12 protein-coding genes are annotated in these 18,990 nt (G+C 48.4%); 4 read left to right on the top strand and 8 right to left on the bottom strand.

What is annotated here, in order from left to right; genetic code table 11:
- Positions 1-7 precede the first annotated feature (7 nt).
- From BDI_RS01390 to BDI_RS01355, 8 genes are all read right to left on the bottom strand, one after another.
- Complete coding sequence (locus tag BDI_RS01390) at positions 8-1,807, bottom strand: RagB/SusD family nutrient uptake outer membrane protein (RefSeq protein ID WP_009276573.1); 1,800 nt, start codon at positions 1,805-1,807, stop codon at positions 8-10.
- A gap of 17 nt (positions 1,808-1,824) precedes the next feature.
- Positions 1,825-5,022, bottom strand: coding sequence for a SusC/RagA family TonB-linked outer membrane protein (locus BDI_RS01385; RefSeq protein ID WP_237702612.1), 3,198 nt, complete (start codon positions 5,020-5,022; stop codon positions 1,825-1,827).
- Positions 5,023-5,368: 346 nt separating this feature from the next.
- A complete protein-coding gene (locus BDI_RS01380) occupies positions 5,369-8,014 on the bottom strand; it encodes a DUF5916 domain-containing protein (protein WP_011965944.1) in 2,646 nt (881 codons plus the stop codon).
- A gap of 232 nt (positions 8,015-8,246) precedes the next feature.
- Positions 8,247-9,689, bottom strand: a complete 1,443-nt coding sequence (locus BDI_RS01375) for an efflux transporter outer membrane subunit (RefSeq protein ID WP_011965943.1) — start codon at positions 9,687-9,689, stop codon at positions 8,247-8,249.
- Positions 9,679-12,837 (bottom strand): efflux RND transporter permease subunit, encoded by a 3,159-nt coding sequence (locus BDI_RS01370; RefSeq protein ID WP_005861806.1) that lies wholly within the window; start codon positions 12,835-12,837, stop codon positions 9,679-9,681. Before BDI_RS01370 ends, BDI_RS01375 begins: the two co-directional genes overlap by 11 nt.
- A 5-nt stretch (positions 12,838-12,842) precedes the next feature.
- Positions 12,843-14,006: an efflux RND transporter periplasmic adaptor subunit gene (locus BDI_RS01365; RefSeq protein WP_005861805.1), complete on the bottom strand. Its 1,164-nt coding sequence runs from the start codon at positions 14,004-14,006 to the stop codon at positions 12,843-12,845.
- A 90-nt stretch (positions 14,007-14,096) separates the two neighbouring features.
- The gene (locus tag BDI_RS01360; protein ID WP_005861803.1) at positions 14,097-14,477 is read right to left on the bottom strand and encodes a hypothetical protein; all 381 of its coding nucleotides are present in this window, start codon (positions 14,475-14,477) and stop codon (positions 14,097-14,099) included.
- Positions 14,478-14,644: 167 nt separating this feature from the next.
- Positions 14,645-15,376: a copper homeostasis protein CutC gene (locus BDI_RS01355; RefSeq protein WP_005861801.1), complete on the bottom strand. Its 732-nt coding sequence runs from the start codon at positions 15,374-15,376 to the stop codon at positions 14,645-14,647.
- Positions 15,377-15,753: 377 nt separating this feature from the next.
- On the opposite strand from BDI_RS01355, the gene atpD reads away from it, so the two are divergent.
- The 4 genes from atpD to atpB are packed head-to-tail and all read left to right on the top strand — an operon-like array spanning position 15,754 to position 18,981.
- Positions 15,754-17,271, top strand: a complete 1,518-nt coding sequence (atpD, locus tag BDI_RS01350) for a F0F1 ATP synthase subunit beta (RefSeq protein ID WP_005861799.1) — start codon at positions 15,754-15,756, stop codon at positions 17,269-17,271.
- 5 nt (positions 17,272-17,276) lie between these two features.
- Positions 17,277-17,510, top strand: a complete 234-nt coding sequence (gene atpC, locus BDI_RS01345) for an ATP synthase F1 subunit epsilon (protein ID WP_005861798.1) — start codon at positions 17,277-17,279, stop codon at positions 17,508-17,510.
- A gap of 12 nt (positions 17,511-17,522) precedes the next feature.
- Positions 17,523-17,954, top strand: coding sequence for a hypothetical protein (locus BDI_RS01340; RefSeq protein WP_008774073.1), 432 nt, complete (start codon positions 17,523-17,525; stop codon positions 17,952-17,954).
- Complete coding sequence (gene atpB / locus BDI_RS01335) at positions 17,932-18,981, top strand: F0F1 ATP synthase subunit A (RefSeq protein ID WP_008780815.1); 1,050 nt, start codon at positions 17,932-17,934, stop codon at positions 18,979-18,981. The genes BDI_RS01340 and atpB overlap by 23 nt, the downstream gene beginning before the upstream one ends.
- Positions 18,982-18,990 lie beyond the last annotated feature (9 nt).

Below are 18,990 nucleotides of genomic sequence, written 5' to 3'. Positions count from 1 at the left end.
CAATCAATTATTGTTCCATAGTCGGATTGAACGTACCTCCCCAATTATTATTCTGCTCCAAATTCGGGTTCTCGTCCAAGTAAGTTTTCTTGATCGGGAAGAAATAGAAGCTTTCCTCGATCACGAACTGGCGCTCAGCTGCCTCCGTATAAGGAACTTGATGGATTACGTAGCGAAAATCACCGGTAGTCAACTCATTCTTGGCGATCCGGTCGCGAGCGACGTTCAAGTCCATATCCGAGCCATCCGGGTTGACTGCGATCGCCTCGATACCATGTTTCGTCCAACCGGCCAACATCATCATATTACGCGTACGGCGCAAGTCCCAGAAACGATGTCCCTCATAGCACAGCTCGATATGACGTTCATCCAAAATCGCCTGACGGATCTCCTCACGGCTACCAACCTTCAAGCCATACAAACCATCCGCCCCTGCCTCTATACCCGCACGCTTACGGATCTGTTTCAACAAATCGATAGCTACATCAGAATGTCCGTTCTCATTAGCGGCCTCCGCATAGATGAACATCACTTCGGCAAAGCGCATCAAGATATAATCAATATCGAACGTCATCACCTTGTCTTGTGTCAAGGAAAGATCAGACACTTTGTAATTATACATTCCAGAGAAAATATCATTGTTGGCCGCATTGACACCCGCATTCGGATTGACACCATATTGATCGTCTGCGTTGCTCACACCCAAGGCGTTATACATACGGTTGTCGGCAGATCTACCAGCTACCGGCCATTCGCGTCCGTTATACAAACAAGCCCTGTTGAAACGCGGATCGCGATTCTTCCAGAAAGCCTTCAGCAAAGCCTGCTCGTCACCTACGTAATACTTGCCCGTAGGATCGTCGTAACGCTTACCATCCAACATCGGGAAATCCTTTACGAATTCCCAAGTAGGATTATGATAAGGTTTATCACGGCTCACAGAAGCCGGACGCGTACCATACTCCCAAGTAGCGACACGGTTCGGATTTGAATAAATAACCGGGAAGATAACCTCCGGACCTCTTTCTTGCAACCAAATATCCGCCGGATTCTCTGTCAACGCGATGCCATTCTGCACACAAAAATCATACGCCTCCTTAGCCGCCACGTAAGCCTCTTTCCAGTATGCGTTATCATACATACGTTTCGGATTGAACTGAGGAGAAGCTTTCAGTAACAAGGTCTTTGCTTTCCAAGACTTTGCAAAACACTGGTCTATACGCCCATAATCACTGGAACTACCAGCTATTTTGGCAGGCAACAAGGAAATCGCATGATCCAAATCCTCTATCATAAACTGGAAACATTCCGGCGTAGAGTTACGTTTCACGTACAAATCATCCTTATCTTTATCTTGCGGCACTTTCAAATAAGGTACGCCACCATGATGCAACACCATCCAATAATACATATAGGCACGCATGAAATAGGCTTGTCCCAACATGAAATCCACAGCTTTCTTATCCTCTATCACGCTAGACTCCAGTTTAAAGATCGCCTCATTGATGTGGCGGATCTTGGTATAGTCCCATTTTTTATAACTATCCCCAGTCTCCGTGATCGTACCCAAATACCAAGGAATGCCCGTCACTTGATCCGAATTTTGGTCGGCAGAAACACTCCAGCCCTCAAAACACTCCTCATACAGATTGTTCACGTACGCCTGAGCCAGGTTAAGGTCTCCCCAAACCATAGACTCATCGTAGGTCTCTAGGTTGTCGATATCCAACGTGTCACAGCCTGTTGTCATTCCACCTAACAGAAAGGCCGCACTAATTATCGCGTATTTAAATTGAATCATTTTCATATCTTCCTATATTATATTTAGAATGAGAAATTAAGACCAAAAGAGAACGTTCTCATCAAAGGATAAGAATCATAATATTCTTGTTCCGGATCCAAGAACTCGGTCACAGCTGAAATACAGAACAAGTTAGTAGCATTCGCAAATACCTGAGCATGCGTGATTCCTAACGGACGAAGAATAGCCATAGGCAAATCGTAACCAATATTTAGATTCTTCAAACGCAAATAAGCGCCATTGCGCATCCAGTAACTCGTATTACCCGCTCCAGACTCATACCAACTCGTGCCCGTGATACGTGGATAAACCCCATCCGGATTAAGTTCCGGATCATACACCTTATCACTCGTCCAAATCGGGAAATAAGGACGAATCGTACCACCATGTTGATAGAAACCTCCATCTACGCCACCTACGAAGCGATCATATTTTCCGACCCCTTGAAAATGCACATCCAGCGTGATTCCCTTCCACTTGATACTACCGCCAAAACCATAATTGATACGTGGCGTACCATTCTCACTCAACAAATTATACTCATCATTGCTATCAATACGTCCGTCCGGTCCCTCCGAGTAGCCATCGCCTCTCGTATCCTTATACAAGATACCACCCAGATAAGGATCCCGTCCAAATTGCTTGAAACCTTTCGCCTTCAAGGCTTCCACCTCTGCCGGATCCGTCAGCAAGTGATCGGCGATCAGGCCCGTCAAGATTCCCTCAGCCTTACCCTGTTTTGACAACGCATGCAGGTTACCCCCTTCTCGATAAGTGGCATCCTCATCCAATACATCCCAACGATCACGAGCGAATCCCAGATTCAAGTAGGCAGAGTAAGTAATCTCGCCATTCGCGGCCTTATCCATCCAAGTCAGAGCCAACTCACCGCCTCGCCAAGAACGCTCGGCATAGTTTTCCGGAGCCAAAGCCTGTCCGTACGTGCTTGGGAGTGTCACCGTACGCGGTCCGAGGATATCTACCTCTTTCCGATAAAAGGCATCGAACGTTCCAGACAAACGATTATTGAAGAAACCAAAATCCAAACCACCATTATAAGTAGTTGAGGTTGCCCATGTCAAGGCATAGTTCGGAGTCGCTCCAGCCACAATCGTATTTGCCAAGTTATTACCAAAGATATATTTTTCACCCAATTGATACTTTTGCAAATAAGAGAACGCATCCACCTTGTCAATCGGGTCCTTGCTCAAATCCATATCATTACCCGTCGTACCATAAGAGGCACGGATCTTCAAATTACTCAACCAATCAGATGTCGGCTCCATGAAAGACTCTTGGCTGATACGCCATGCGGCAGATACAGAGGGGAAGAAGCCCCAACGCTTACCGTCTGGGAAAAGGGTATTACCATCGTAACGGAAAGAAAATTCTGCTATATACTTCTGATCAAATGTATAATTGAAACGGCCGATCCAAGAAAGGCGCCCTCCGTTCTTCTCCTTCGCCTCGCCCCAGCGTCGCAAAGCATCGGATGAGTAGTTGAACATCTGGTCTAAATTCGTAAGCGGAGACTCACCTTTGGCCGATACCTCCTCGCCACCATTAGATGCCTGCTCGAATACCACCATGGCTGCCACATCATGCTTACCGAACGTATTGGCATAATTCACGAACCAGTTGAATTGCTCGGTCCACAATTGTTTAGTCTTATACTCCAGATTCTCGTAATTCTGCGAGAAGTTGAAGGTATTATATTCATTCAAATTCAATGGAGCCGGCAAAAAACGATTGCCTTGCGGATCCGCTTGCTGGAATTTATAGTTTTTCTGGAAGGTCATAAAGCGCTTCCGGTTGTAATCGTGGCCTAGATAAGAGGCCATCACTTTCGTGCTCAAACCTTTCGTTATGAAATCAAGGTTGATATTGAACGAAACGATACCGTTCAAATTACGCCGACGTGTCTTCAAATAACGGTTTCCAACCACTTGATCCACGGGATTCCATCCCTGCCAAGAGCCATAGTCTTGATAGATCGGATAATCCGTGATGGTGTTAGCGGGCGTTCCGTCTAAGTAAGAGTAAAACGGCGTTGTCTTCATTGCGTTGAAGGTACAACGATATAAATCGTACACCGATTGGTCGTCATCGTCAGAGAAAGGCCAGTAGAAACGCTTATCGTTCGATTGATTCGCATCCAAGTTCACATTCATGGTTATATACTTGGTCAAATCGACAGAAAGGTTCGAACGTAAGGAGAATTTCTTATTCTCCAACGACACATACGATCCCTCCTCGGCCAAGAACGATCCCATCACATAATACTTTACCTTATCCGTACCACCGTTCACGCTCAAGGAGTGTTTCGTATTCCAGGGATTCTGCCAAATATAATCGTTCACGTTATAGTTGATCTTATTATCACGGAAATAGGCATACTCCTCCTCGCCATTAGGAAGCGGCGTACCTTGGAAACGAGCTACCGCATTCTGGTAGTCCAAATCATCAATCGCATCCCAACGGTCGGCAAACAATTCCTGAGTCGGTTTACTAAACGCATAAGAACCTTGGTAATTAAATATCGGTTTTTGGTTTTTCGTTCCTCCCTTAGTCGTTACCAACACGACACCATTTCCAGCAGCGGAACCATAGATTGAGGCGGTAGCCGCATCTTTCAAGAAGCTCATTTGGTCTATTTCATAAGGTTCCAATAAGTCGAAAGCCTCTTTATCGCGAATCACCCCATCAATAACGAACAAAGGATCACCGAATCCTCCACGCATACGAATCTCGGATTTAGCCCCCATCAAACCAGAGTTGCCCGTGATCATAGCTCCCGGAGCACGTCCGGCCAAAGAGTTTGAAAGGTTTGTACTCGGGATCACAGATAGATCATCCGCTTTCACGTTCGATATAGACCCGGTCATGTTCACTTTTTTCTGCACGCCATAACCTACGACAACGACCTCATCCAACTTCTGCGTATCCTCTTTCAAACGGATTTCCAACGTACTTTTCCCTGCCACAGGAATCTCACGGTCTAGATATCCGATATAAGAAACCACCAAGATTGCGTTTTCAGGAACATTGATTAACGTAAACTTACCATCCATATCGGTAATCGTACCGTTTGTCGTACCTTTTACAAGAATGTTTGCACCAATCACTGGTATACCGGCTTCATCAATAACGGTACCCGTCAATCTTATATCATTCTGATTTACAGAATAATTATGGGGGGGGGGGGGTATTTTGTACACCATACAACGGAGAGAACGCTCCTAACGCTAAAAGCACCGTTGCTAAGTAATATTTATTATTCATAAAACTAGATTTAAGTCTCTTTTACACTTGAATTATACTAAAAATTCTTTTCAAAAACATCTCATCTGAATGAGATTACCCACACACTGTTCTATCCATCTCTCACCATATCTAAAATTTAAGATTTATTCATTAAACATCAAGGTTAACTTGCCTCAAAATCTTGTTTGCATTGAGAAGCATTTTTCTTTTCACCGCAAATATAAATAAAAATCATAAAAAACAAACAACACGATCAGGTTCCGCCAACATCCATTCAATAATTCAATCCGAACTACAAATAGACTATAGATTGAACCAATAATTCATTTTGATCATGAACGTATTTGTAGCGGGGAGTCCCCACATACGATCCAGATTACTTCCCCAGCCGGAGGAGTACCAGTTGTCCCGGTTAGACATCCGGTGTTCCCATACGAAATAAAGCGTGGAACCGGGCAAGTATTCCCAGCGGGCTACCAAGTTGGAACGAAACTCGTTAAACCTAAAATCAGGGTTCCTAAAAGGCATCTGCCCAGCTCCCTCCCCGATGGTATAGACTCCATCCGCATAAGTCAATTGATCCGGATCAATACGTTGGAAACGGTTCTCAAAGGTATGCGACTTCGTATCCGCCGCTAATTTAAAATCATCGTATTTAGCGATGGAGGTGAACGGGGCACCATAAAATTGAATGGAAATATCGGGGGTCACGTTCACTTGTAATTTCAGCGTGAGACCATAGGTCTTCTGATCCATGTGGCCCATGACATAATAATAAGGGGCCAAGCTACTCGAGCTAAGCGGACTCGTCGTAGCCACATATTGCATCTCATCCGTATTCCACGCATAATCCAGTTGACCGGACAAATAGACATGGTTTCCCAAGCGGAATGTCAAGCTCGGCGAGATCGTATTGAAGCGATTTCCCTCGAAATTATGATCGCCCTCGTATTTGAGCATGAACATCATTCGTTTCGCCTTATCGGTATTGAACTTAGCGGAAGTTAAGAAATAAGAACCGAAGCGAACATCCGGTCCCCCTCGCAGCAAGCGGCTATCCAGCCAATTCCAAGCAAAGGTTTCCTTGACATCCCATTCATACCGGTTCATCGTCATACTTTGCCAACGCAAAGAAGCGTTGTTGCTAAAAGGAGTACCGCCGTAATTCCACATATTCTTTTGGGACAGGGTAAAGGCGTTGTACCGGAATATCTTCCAGATATCGGTCTGCCGATACATGATCTCCGTCTCATTCATCAGATAATCTGTCTCCTTCATATATCCCATATCATTCAAGTCGAAACCGGGTGACGACCAAGTAAAGGTCTCCGAGAAGTTCCATTTGGCGTTTCCTTTCCGTCCCACTTTCACATAACCACCCGTTCCGGTCAGGGAGCGACGGGTAGGATCCACCCCCAGATAATCGGCGGAGGAAGCCCTTTGATAATAATGCGCCACGCTATTCTGCAAAGCCGTGATCGCCCCGGCGCTACCATGCAAGGAACTCAACATTCCCTTTACATCTATATAATAAAGGCGATTCTTGAAATACTGGGTAAAGTCAATACCCGCCGTGAAAGCGTTACGCACCATGAAATCCTCCAGATAAGGCTGATCCAAGGCACGGTTTACCGAAGTCACCATACCGCCCAGCAAGGTATTCCCCTTCCAGTTCTTTTGCACACGGGCCACGGTATAGTTTGTCAAAGGCTCCACGACTTCCACATCCTCCACCCCGTTACGGGTAACCTTGGAGGAGGAACGTGCCGTTACACTCTCGATCACTCCGATCGTCAAGCCCCGTTTATTCGTACCCGTCAGTTTCAACGCACCGATAATCGGCACATTCTCTTTCGTCTCGGCATAACTGCCTACGTTGTCTATACCCCGTGGCGTATAAGAGGGAGAGGCGCCGATCCTACGGGTATAAAACATCATATCGCTACCGTTCGCAAAATCCAAGATATGTTTTCCTTCCAAGAAGAAGGGGCGTTTCTCATCGTAAAACGTCTCGTAAGCCGTAAGGTTCATTACGGAGGGGTCCAACTCCACTTGTCCGTAATCCGGATTGATCGTCATATCCAACGTATAATCCGAGAGGGCGAACTTAGCGTCCAAGCCCACGTTTCCTCCCCAGCTATACCCTTTTTGATAAGGGCTGCCGTCTATCCGGGGTTCCTGCCTGTATTTACCCATTACATACGGCAAGAACTCGATGCCGCGAGGCTTGGGAACAGAGTCCATGCCGCTCATGTTTCCGAACGAAAAGACATGTCCGTTATTCTTCAAGGGGATCATGCTCCAATTTTGCACCTCGTTATTCCTACGGATGATACGGCGTACATGCAAGCCCCAAACGCCATCCTCCGATCGCTGGTTATAACGCAACTGGCTGAACGGGATACGCAGCTCGGCGGTCCAACTGGAATCCGCCCGGTTGATATTCGTTCGTCCTTCCCAAACGGCGTTCCAGCTAAGGTTGACGTTCAACTTATCCGTTACGACCAGATCCGTCTTATTTCCTCCTAGATTGATATTGAATTCCGGTGCCGCACGATAATCATGGTAGGTGTCGAAAGCGACGCTGATCAAATCGCCCAGACTATTATCATCCCGGTTCCCGATAAAACGATTCATCTTATCCGGCACGGCGTCCTTGCAATATACACCTACATAGATATATTTATCATCATAGAAAAGTTTTACCCGGGTCGGGGATTGAGTGATCGCCCGCTCATAAGGGATAATCTGTACGAAACGATCCGACCATTCGCCTTGCTTCGTCCAAAAGTCCTCATCCAACTTACCGTCGATCGTAGGTTTCACTCCCGATACTTTCCGGATATTATAGGTACGCTTATAAGCTTTCTCAAAAGGGACGATCGAATCTTGCTGGGCTTCGCACAACAACGAGATTCCTAAAAACACGAGTAGAGTCAGATATTTCATAATGGCCTAGACTATAAGATAACAATAAGCCTCAAAGATAAGCACTTCTTTTCAGAAAAGAGCACATCTTCCCAAGATTTATCGCAACGTAGCCAAAGGCATACGATATCAAGTATTCACTGCAACCCGTATTGCAGTAGTACTGCGACGCATGTGCAGCGCTACTGCAACCGGCGTGCAGTAACACTGCAATGCGGGTTGCAGTACAATAACAATAGCGTCACGATAAAAATCAACAACCGCCTCCCAACGCCCGGTATAGCAATATCTTCTTCCGGCATAAATCGGTGACGATATCGATATGCTCCAGCTCGCTATCCAGATAACGCTCCTCGGCGGAAAGAACCTCCAAGAAACCGGTATAGCTTAATTGGAACATCTCACCAGCATTCACCACGGAACGTTGGTGGGCAAGGGATTCTTTCTCTTTCAAGCGGATACGCTCCGTTTGGGTCTGGCTGGCGCAATAGAGATCGAGCACCTCGGTGTAAGCGTTCAAAGCGGTCTCGTGGTATTGGGATAAAGCGATACGCTGGGAAGCCTTCGCCTCGTTCCACATCGAACGGATCTCATTGCGGCGGAAGATAGGAGCCGTGATACCCGCCGCCAAGTCGTACACCAAAGAGGCCGGCGAATGAAACCACTTACCCACATCAAACGCATTGAAACCACCACTGGCGCCAAGCACCAACGAGGGATAGAAAGCCGCCTTCGCCGCTATCACATCCGCCTTGGAGGCGACCAACCCCATCTCGGCGGAACGTACATCCGGACGCAATGTCAAGAGGTTCGCTGGAATCCCTTCCGACAAGGGAACCGGCAACTTACGCAACTCATCGAATCCCATCCGGCGAATCTCGAAGGGGAAAACACCCAACAGGCAAGCGATCGCCCGCTCCTTCTCACCGATCAACTGATCGTTTTCCAGCAATTTACTCTCGATCAACAACACACGGGCATAAAACTGATCGACCGCCAACTGCGTCTCCGCCCCTTCCTTCTTCAACTGGCGGGTCAGCTCATGGGAACGACGGGCACTGGCCAGCGCATTCCGCAACACCTCCTTACGCCGGTCCAAGCCGATCAACTCATAATATTGAATCGCCAAATCGGAGATCAACATCGACTGGGCAAAACGGGTAGCCTCCACGGAAGCCATCCAGCGAGCGGCGGCGGCCTGCTTCTTCCGGGTCAGTTTGCCCCAGATATCCGCTTCCCATTGAAAGCTCAAGCTCAAGCCGAAATCCCGGTAAGGGTCCGGTATATGCTTATCCTTTGGCAAAGAAGGCACGTTTGTCTCGCTATTCCCCACACCATCCATCGTATATTCACCGAAACGGTTCACGGAGGCTCCGATGTTCAAATTCACGTCCGGCAGCAAAAGCCCCTTCGCCCGCTGCAAGGCCGCACGGCTCATGGCGATGCGCTCCATGCTCTGCTGGAAGGAATGGTTATTGCGTAAAGCCACATCCACATAGCCTCGCAATAAGGTATCTTGGAAAAAGACATCCCACGAGAGCGGTTTCACGAACGTAGTGTCGTTCATTCCCATCTCGCCGGATTCCGGAAGCGAGATCCGCTCGTCCATCGATAGCTCGGGAGTCTTACAACCGGCCAAAGCAATCAGAGCCAAGGCGCAGCCTATCATTATATATCTCATCTTATCAATACACATACTCGTCTTCTTTAATTTGCTCTTTCTCTTTTCTCTTTTTAAAATAAGTAGCCAGCGACTCGAAGATCACGTAAAGCCCCGGGATCAAGAAGATACCGACAAACGTACCGATCAACATACCTCCGGCCGCCGCCGTACCGATCGAACGGTTCCCCAAGGCACCGGCTCCCGAGGCGATCGTCAACGGAATCAAGCCACTGATAAAAGCGAAGGAGGTCATCAAGATCGGGCGCAAACGACTGGTAGCCCCTTGAATAGCGGCCCCCATCACGCTGATACCTTCCTTACGGCACTGGTTCGCCACCTCGATAATCAAGATCGCATTCTTTCCCAGCAAACCAATCAACATCACCAACGCCACCTGCGCATAGATGTTATTCTCCAGACCTACCACGTACAGCAAGAAGAACGAGCCGAACACACCCGCCGGAAGCGACAGGATGACCGGAAGCGGAAGCAATAAGCTCTCGTATTGGGCGGCAAGCAACAGATAGACGAATGCCAAACAAATAGCGAAAATTACCAACGTTTGCCCACCGGACTCTTTCTCCTCCTTCGCCACACCGGACCATTCGGTATCATAACCACGGGGCAATACCTCGGAAGCGATCTCCTCAACAGCCGCCAACGCCTCACCCGAGCTGACACCCGGGGCGGCCTCGCCGGTAATCATGGCCGAGGTAAACAGGTTGTAACGGGTAATCTGGCTCGGGCCATACACACGCTCCATCGTCATGAAGTTGGAGTAAGGCACCATATTCCCCTCCTTATTCTTAGCATACAGGCTGAACAAATCCTCCGGATTCATACGATACTCCGGCGCCGCTTGCAACATGACCTTGTACATCTGGCCGAAACGGACGAAGTTGGAGGAATAGAAACTACCTACATAGGATTGCAAGGTTTCCATGGACTCGTTCACGTTGATGCCTAGCTTAGCCGCCTTCGCCAAATCCACCCGGAGCAGATATTGCGGGAAATTCGGGTTGAAGCCGGAAGTGACACCGGTCAGGCGAGGATCAGCGTTCAGCTTCGCCACGAAGTTCTTGGCGACCTCATCCAGCTCGGCGAACGTACCGGCGGTCTTATCTTGCAGACGAAGCTCGAAGCCACTCGCGTTACCGAATCCCGGAACCGTAGGCGGTAGGAAGAACTGGATGTCCGCATCCTTGATATGGGCGACACGATCGGCGTACACGCTCATCAACTCCGCCGCTGTCTGCTCCCGTTGATCCCAAGGGGTCAGGTTAATCATACCCATACCGAAGCTGGCACCCTCCGTCTCGGTCATCAAGCTATAGCCGGCCAAGGTAGAGATCGTCTCCACCTCTTCCAACGGCAACAAAGCCGCTTGCACCTTGTTCAAGGCAGCTTCCGAACGCTCCAAGGTAGCTCCGGGAGGTGCGTCTACGTTCACATAGATCATACCTTGGTCCTCATTCGGGATAAAGCCGGAAGGCAACACGAACGTCATGCCCCACGTGGCCAGACAGAAAAGGATCAAGGTTGCGTACGTCAGCATCCGACGGTTCAAGAACCATCTTAAATTCAAGCGGTAACGACGCTCCAAGAAATCATAACGGCGGTTAAAGCCCTCGAAGAAACGAGTCAGAAGGCCCTTCTTCGCCTTTTTCGAATGAGATACCGGCTTCAGTAACAAGGCGCAAAGAGCCGGAGACAACGTCAAGGCGTTCACGCCGGAGATCACGATCGCCACAGCAAGCGTCAATGAGAACTGGCGATAGAAGATACCCACCGTACCATCCATGAAACCGACCGGGATAAACACGGCGGACATCACCAGCGTAATAGCGATAATCGCCCCTCCGATCTCACCGATCGCCTTTTTCGTCGCCTTCAACGGGGGCAGCTTCTCGTTGTGCATCTTCACGTGGACCGCCTCTACCACCACGATCGCGTTATCCACCACGATACCGATAGCAAGCACCAAGGCGAACAAAGTCAGCATATTGATCGAGAAACCCAGCATCTGCATAAAGAAGAACGTACCGATCAACGATACCGGAACGGCGATAGCGGGTATCAACGTAGACCGGAAATCCTGCAAGAAAAGATACACCACGATAAATACCAAGATAAACGCCTCCAGCAAGGTCTTGAGCACGACCGATATGGAAGCGTCCAAGAAACGGGATACGTCGTACGAGATATTATATTCCATACCCGGGGCAAATGTCGTTTCCTTCAATTCCTCCATCTTCGCCTTGATCTGCTGGATCACCTCACGGGCGTTAGAGCCCGGACGCTGCTTGATCATGATAGAGGCCGAGGGCTTTCCGTCCGTCATGGAGATCATATTATAATCCTCGGAATCAAACTCGATCGTAGCCACGTCTTTCAGGCGAAGCACGGAACCGTCCGGCAGGGCTTTCAAGACGATCTCGCCATATTCCTCCGGCGTGCTGAACTTACCGCTATACTGCAAGACGTATTGCAATTGCTGCGGGATCTTGTCGGAGCTGATACCCGTCTTACCCGGCGCCGCCTCGATATTCTGCGAGCGGATCGCCTCCGTAACCTCTTGCGGCGACATATTATAAGCCGCCAACCGGTTCGGGTTCAGCCATACACGCATCGCATAGTCGCGGCTACCCATGATCTCCACGAATCCCACGCCGTCGATGCGCTTCAACTCACGCAAGATATTGATATCGGCAAAGTTATATACGAATTTCTCCGTATGGGTACTATCCGAGCTCATGATGTTCAGGTACATCAACATACTGTTTACCTCCTTCTCCGTAATCACGCCGGCACGGATCACCTCTTCCGGAAGCTCATCCAGCACGGTGGTCACACGGTTCTGCACATTCACGGAAGCTACGTCCGGGTCGGTACCGACCTTGAAATAGATCGTAGTCAAGGACATACCGTCGTTCGTACAAACAGAGGTCATATAGGTCATTCCGGGCACGCCGTTGATAGCACGCTCCAGCGGGGTCGCCACCGTTTTCGCCATCACGTCGGCGTTCGCTCCGGTATAACGGGCGGTAACGGTAACGGATGGGGGCACGATATCCGGGAATTGGGTGATCGGCAAGGAGTTGATCGCCAGCAATCCCAAGAAGACAATTACCACCGAGATCACGCCCGATAAGATAGGGCGTCTGATAAATATTTCAAACATAGGGCTTACTTATTATTCTCGATTTCATTAGACGATTCCAATTGGCGACGGATCGTGGCTCCATCTACCATATCGGGATTGATAGTCATGCCGTCCGTGATCATCTGGACACCCTCGTAGACGATGACGGTCTGGTCCGGCAAATCCTGTGTCACGTAATAAGAACCGTGGCGGGCCAACGGCTCGAAGCTACGCACGCTCACCTTTCCATCTTCCGCTACCGTATATACATAGGTAAAATCCTGTATCTCGAAAGTGGATTGCTGGGGAACCAAGACCACGTTCTCCATCTTGGTCAGCATCCGGATCTTACCGGATACGCCATGTCGCAGCAAACGTTCCGGATTCGCGAAACGGGCACGGAAAGCGATCGATCCGGTACCCCGCTCAAAGTCGCCCTCCACGGTCTCTACCTTCCCTTTATACCGATAGGTGGATTGGTCGGAAAGGATCAGTTCCAGATTATTATACTCCGGCTGGTCGATACCGCTCAACTGCGTCCGTTTATATTCCAGATACTCCTTCTCGTTGATCTTGAAATAGGCGAACATATCCGATACGTCCGTCAAGGAGGTCAATAAGCTGCTCGGCGTAACCAAACTTCCCACCTTAAAGGGGATGCGGTCCACGTATCCCTCGAAAGGAGCCGTGATCGTCGTGTACGAGAAATTAGTCTCCGCACGTTGCAAACGGGATTTGGCCTGTTGCACCTGCAAGCGTGCCACGTCCGCCTCGGCCATCGCCTGCTCCAGACGAATCGGCGAGATGATATCTTTCTCCACCAAACGCTTGATGCGGTCTACCTCTACCTCCGCCATCTTCAACTCGGCTTGGGCCTGTTTGTGATTGGCTTGCGCCTCTTTCACCTCCTCGTACAATTCCGCCGAGGAAAGCTTGAAAAGCACCTGCCCTTTCTTCACGTGCTCGCCCTCATCTACAAGGACGGCCTCCACGAACCCTTCCACTTTCGGTTTCACCTCTACGAACTGTACGGCTTGTACATCCGCTACATAGGACTGCGGCACCTCGATCGTGGTCGTGGTTAACCGCATCACCGGCGTATGATCTTTCTTCCCGGACTTTTTCTCCCGGTTTTGGCTACAAGATACCCATACACAAGCCGTTAAGCATAGTAAGGGTAAATAGTTAGAAAACAATTTTATCCTCATAAAACTTATAGATTTATAATTATTTGAATACGACGAAAAGCACATAGGCGAATCACCCCATGCGCGACAATAAGAAACAGGTAAGTTCTACTAAATCAGATAGGAACAGAACCAAACGAAATTCTGTGCTTTGTGTAGGTTATAAAATAAAGGAAGCTTGGCGCATTGCCGTAGTTCCAAGGAATGAATTAATTCATGTAAATCCAGAATCGTAAACAAGTCCCATATCAAATCGATCTCCAAGGCTCGGATTTGCACTTGCTCCTGACGTACCGTTCGCAAGGAGGCGTTATCGTCAAAATCCAACAACACATCGGGTGCCTCTTTATCGACTATTTCCATCGAGGTAGTGGTAATATTCTCCGGAAAGAAATCGCTTCCAATGGAATAAAACTGTAACAGCACCAACATGATCATAAGCATGATACGCTGGTGAAACCCAAAACGATTATTCACTGTTACATTTAGCATCTTTTATCTAATGGAGGCGCAAAGATAAACAATCTTTTTGGGAAGAAAAAACATTTCACCCGCATACGAGTATTGGTATCGCCCCACGCCGGTATAGGCATGAGGCGATGCCGGTATAGGCGTAGGGCTACACCAATACCGACACAGGCTCACGCCTATACCAGCACTTAAATATATGCTTTTACCTTCTCCCGATCCGTTTGCACCGTCTCGAATTCGGAGGACACGATACTGCTTCCCATCGGGACATTCTCATTGCGGTATTCCATTTTACTATATACGATACTTCGGGCGGACGTATGAAACTCTTTCGCTCCTGTCTCCGCCTCTATTTTCCCGATATTATTCTCACGTACGCCACATCCCGGCATGATGATGATCCGTCCGTCCGCACGTTTCACCAGCTCGGCGATCAAGGGGATTCCTTTCACGGCATCCGATTGCTGGCCGGAGGTCAAGATACGGTCGCATCCCAACTCGATTAGCTGCTCCAACGCAGTGAATGGGTCCCGGCAAACATCGAAAGCACGATGACAAGTTACGGACAGAGGTTTTGCCGCCTCGATCAAGCGCCGCATCAAGGGTACATCGATATCCCCGTCTTTCGTAAGACAGCCGAAAACGACGCCATGCACTTTTAGCTCCTTGCACAGTTCTATATCCAATAGCATGGATTGTACCTCGGCTTCCGTATACAAGAAATCACCGCCTCTCGGACGGATAATCACATTGATATCGATCTTGGAAGTCAGAGCCTTCGCCGTCTTGATCTCTCCATAACTAGGTGTAGTTCCCCCTTCGGGTATCCCGGCGCAAAGCTCTACACGGGTAGCGCCTCCCGCCTCCGCCTCCACACAGCTCTGGGCGGAGTTCGCGCATATCTCAATAATTCGTTTCATGTTTATTTAGTATTGTTGACGTACAAAATTACATAAATATCACCACTTGCTCAACAGAACCACAAATAACTATCCGATACCATTAAAAACACCTCTATTATGGATTAACAAAATAAAACAGAACTGTCACCTTTACTATCAAAAAGGCAGCAAATTCGTATCTCCTTATCTATCTATGCCTTAGAAATTTGACTATAGCTTTCTGATTCGTCCAAATAAGAAACAAATTGGTCTATTTCGGAACTACAGCTAAATAGTTTAATGTTTAACTAATCTCAAAAAGACACAAAAAGTTCTATTTTCAAGGATCGAAACGCCATAAAACGTAATATTGCAACGACATTTTAATAGGTTAAGATAAATAACAAATAGGCTTTATGGGAGAAATAAAAGGCTATATCTCACAGGTTATCGGCCCGGTAGTGGATATCCACTTTGATTATGGGACAGAAGAAACAGTAACCCTCCCCCGTATCCACGACGCCATGGAGATTTCCCGCCCAAACGGAAAGATCTTGATCGTCGAAGTTCAGCAACACATCGGGGAAAACACCGTCCGTACCGTAGCGATGGATACGACCGACGGATTGAGACGAGGCATGGAGGCCGTGTCATACGGAATGCCCATCACCATGCCGACCGGCGACCAAGTCAAAGGACGTTTAATGAATGTCACCGGCGACCCTATCGATGGCATGGCCCAGCTTACTAAAGACGGGGCTCTTCCCATCCATCGTGAGCCTCCTAAATTCGAGGATCTGACAACGACCCAAGAGGTCTTGTACACGGGTATTAAAGTAATCGATTTATTGGAACCTTACGCCAAAGGAGGCAAGATCGGACTTTTCGGAGGAGCCGGAGTCGGCAAAACGGTATTGATCATGGAATTGATCAACAACATCGCAAAGAAAAACAACGGATTCTCCGTCTTCGCCGGTGTGGGTGAACGTACACGTGAAGGAAATGACCTATTGCGTGAAATGATCCAATCCGGTGTCATCCGATACGGCGAGGAGTTTAAGAAGAGTATGGAGGCAGGCAACTGGGACTTGTCGAAGATCGATTACGATGAATTGGCTAAGTCGCAGGCTACCTTGGTATTCGGGCAGATGAACGAACCGCCGGGCGCCCGCTCGTCCGTGGCCTTATCCGGTTTGACGATCGCCGAATCCTTCCGTGACAAAGCCTCTGAGGGAGAAAGAAAAGATATATTATTCTTCATCGATAATATCTTCCGTTTCACCCAAGCCGGTTCCGAGGTTTCCGCCTTGCTGGGGCGTATGCCTTCCGCCGTAGGTTACCAACCGACATTGGCCACGGAAATGGGAGCTATGCAAGAGCGTATCACTTCAACCAAGAAGGGCTCCATCACCTCCGTACAGGCGGTGTATGTTCCTGCCGATGACTTGACAGACCCAGCTCCGGCGACTACCTTTACGCACTTGGACGCAACAACCGTCCTCAGCCGCAAGATCACGGAACTCGGTATCTATCCGGCCGTAGACCCGCTGGAATCCACCTCCCGCATCCTTGATCCGCTGATCGTAGGCAAGGAGCATTACGACACAGCGCAACGGGTAAAACAAATCCTGCAACGGAACAAGGAACTTCAAGATATCATATCCATCCTCGGTATGGAAGAACTTTCCGACGAGGACAGGCTAACGGTCAACCGGGCCCGCCGTGTACAACGTTTTCTGTCCCAGCCCTTCTCCGTGGCAGAACAATTCACTGGCGTACCCGGTGTCATGGTCTCTATAGAGGATACGATCCGGGGATTCAAGATGATCATGGACGGGGAAACGGATGACATACCCGAACAGGCATTCTTAAACGTAGGAACCATCGAGGATGTCTTGGAGAAGGCCAAGCAGCTGAAAGAACAAGCAAATTAATCGATATGAAACTGGAAATTGTATCACCGGACGGCATTCTTTTCGAAGGCGAGACCGAATCTGTCTCATTCCCGGGAGTTGCCGGTTCATTCGATATCTTGCCTCATCACGCCCCATTGATAGCAGCGTTGAAGGCGGGTACGATCCGGTTCGAGGCAAACGGCAAAAGACAAGAACAAACGATACAAAGCGGATTCGTAGAGGTAAAAGACGACATCCTATCCGTTTGCGTCGAATAAAAACATACGACAATGAATGGCAGATTAAAAATGAGGTTAATGGGTTTGATCACGTTTATCAACGTGGCAATAGGCGTTTCATTGGGTGGTTTATTATATACCATCTGGCCGGAACACTATTTCTCGTGGTATCCGTCCATTCCCTTCTTTTACTGGGTCATGGCCATGGCGATGACTTTCTTCCTAGACCGGGTAAAAAGGAAAAACGGAGATGTGACCGTAACCATGTACATGCTAGTCCGGTTGTGTAAGTTCACGCTCGCTTTCGTCTTTTTATGGATGTACGCGGCGTTTGTCGGGCAACAATTAAAGACATTTGGTTTCACGTTGATGTTATTCTATTTCATTTACCTCGGACTGGAGACTTACATTTTATATCTGTTTGAAAAGAAAAGAATGAAAAGAGAGAAAAGGGAAAAGGATGATGAGTACAATCAAAGATAACAAATACATATGGATCGCTTTCTGGATGTGGCTCAGCTTTCTCACTCCGGCAAAAGCGGCGTCCGGCGAGATAGACGTGCAGGATATCGTCTTCTCCCACATTCAAGACGCCTATACATGGCATATCACGGAATGGAACGGACAAGAGATTGCGATTCCCCTGCCTATCTTGGTAAAAAGCGAGGAAAGAGGATGGGATTTATTCCTGTCATCCCATCTACATCATGGCCGGACGCATCACAATTATTATATCGCCGGGGAAGGTGAGCATGCGGGAAAGGTTGTTGAGAAGAACAGTGCAGGAGAAGAGGTTCGCCCGATGGATTTCTCATTGACCAAGAATGTTTGCGGACTGTTCCTCAGTTGCGGCCTCTTGCTTTTCATCGTTCTCCGGACCGCCCATTGGTATAAAAAGCACCCGAACGAGGCGCCGGGCGGATTTATCGGATTGATGGAAATGGCCATCTCCTACATACAAGACGGGGTGATCAAAGAGGCGATCGGAAAAGAATATAAGCCGTTCTCGTCCTATTTGCTGACGGTATTTTTCTTTATCTTGATCAATAACCTGATCGGGATCATACCGGTTTTCCCGGGAGGCGCTAATATTACGGGAAATATAGCGGTAACAGGCGTATTGGCACTTTGTACGTTTATAGCGGTCAACCTGTTCGCCACGAAAGTGTATTGGAAAGAGATTTTTTGGCCCAAAGCGCCGATCTACTTGAAACTGCCCTTGCCGATCATGCCGTTCGTGGAGTTCTTCGGGGTATTCACCAAGCCGTTCGCATTGATGATCCGTCTGTTCGCCAACATCATGGCGGGCCATACGATTATCTTGGCGCTAACCTGTTTGATATTCATAACGGTAACGATGGGAGTAGCCGTGAATTTCGGTATGACGATCGTATCCGTCTTGTTCTGTGCGTTCATGAACTGTCTGGAATTGTTAGTGGCTTGCTTGCAAGCTTATATTTTCACCCTGCTGTCGGCCAACTATATCGGATTGGCCAAGGTAAGGGAATAAATCCAAAGA

The sequence above is a fragment of the Parabacteroides distasonis ATCC 8503 genome (assembly GCF_000012845.1).
Lineage (GTDB): Bacteria > Bacteroidota > Bacteroidia > Bacteroidales > Tannerellaceae > Parabacteroides > Parabacteroides distasonis.
This window is presented reverse-complemented; position numbering and strand designations above follow the sequence as displayed.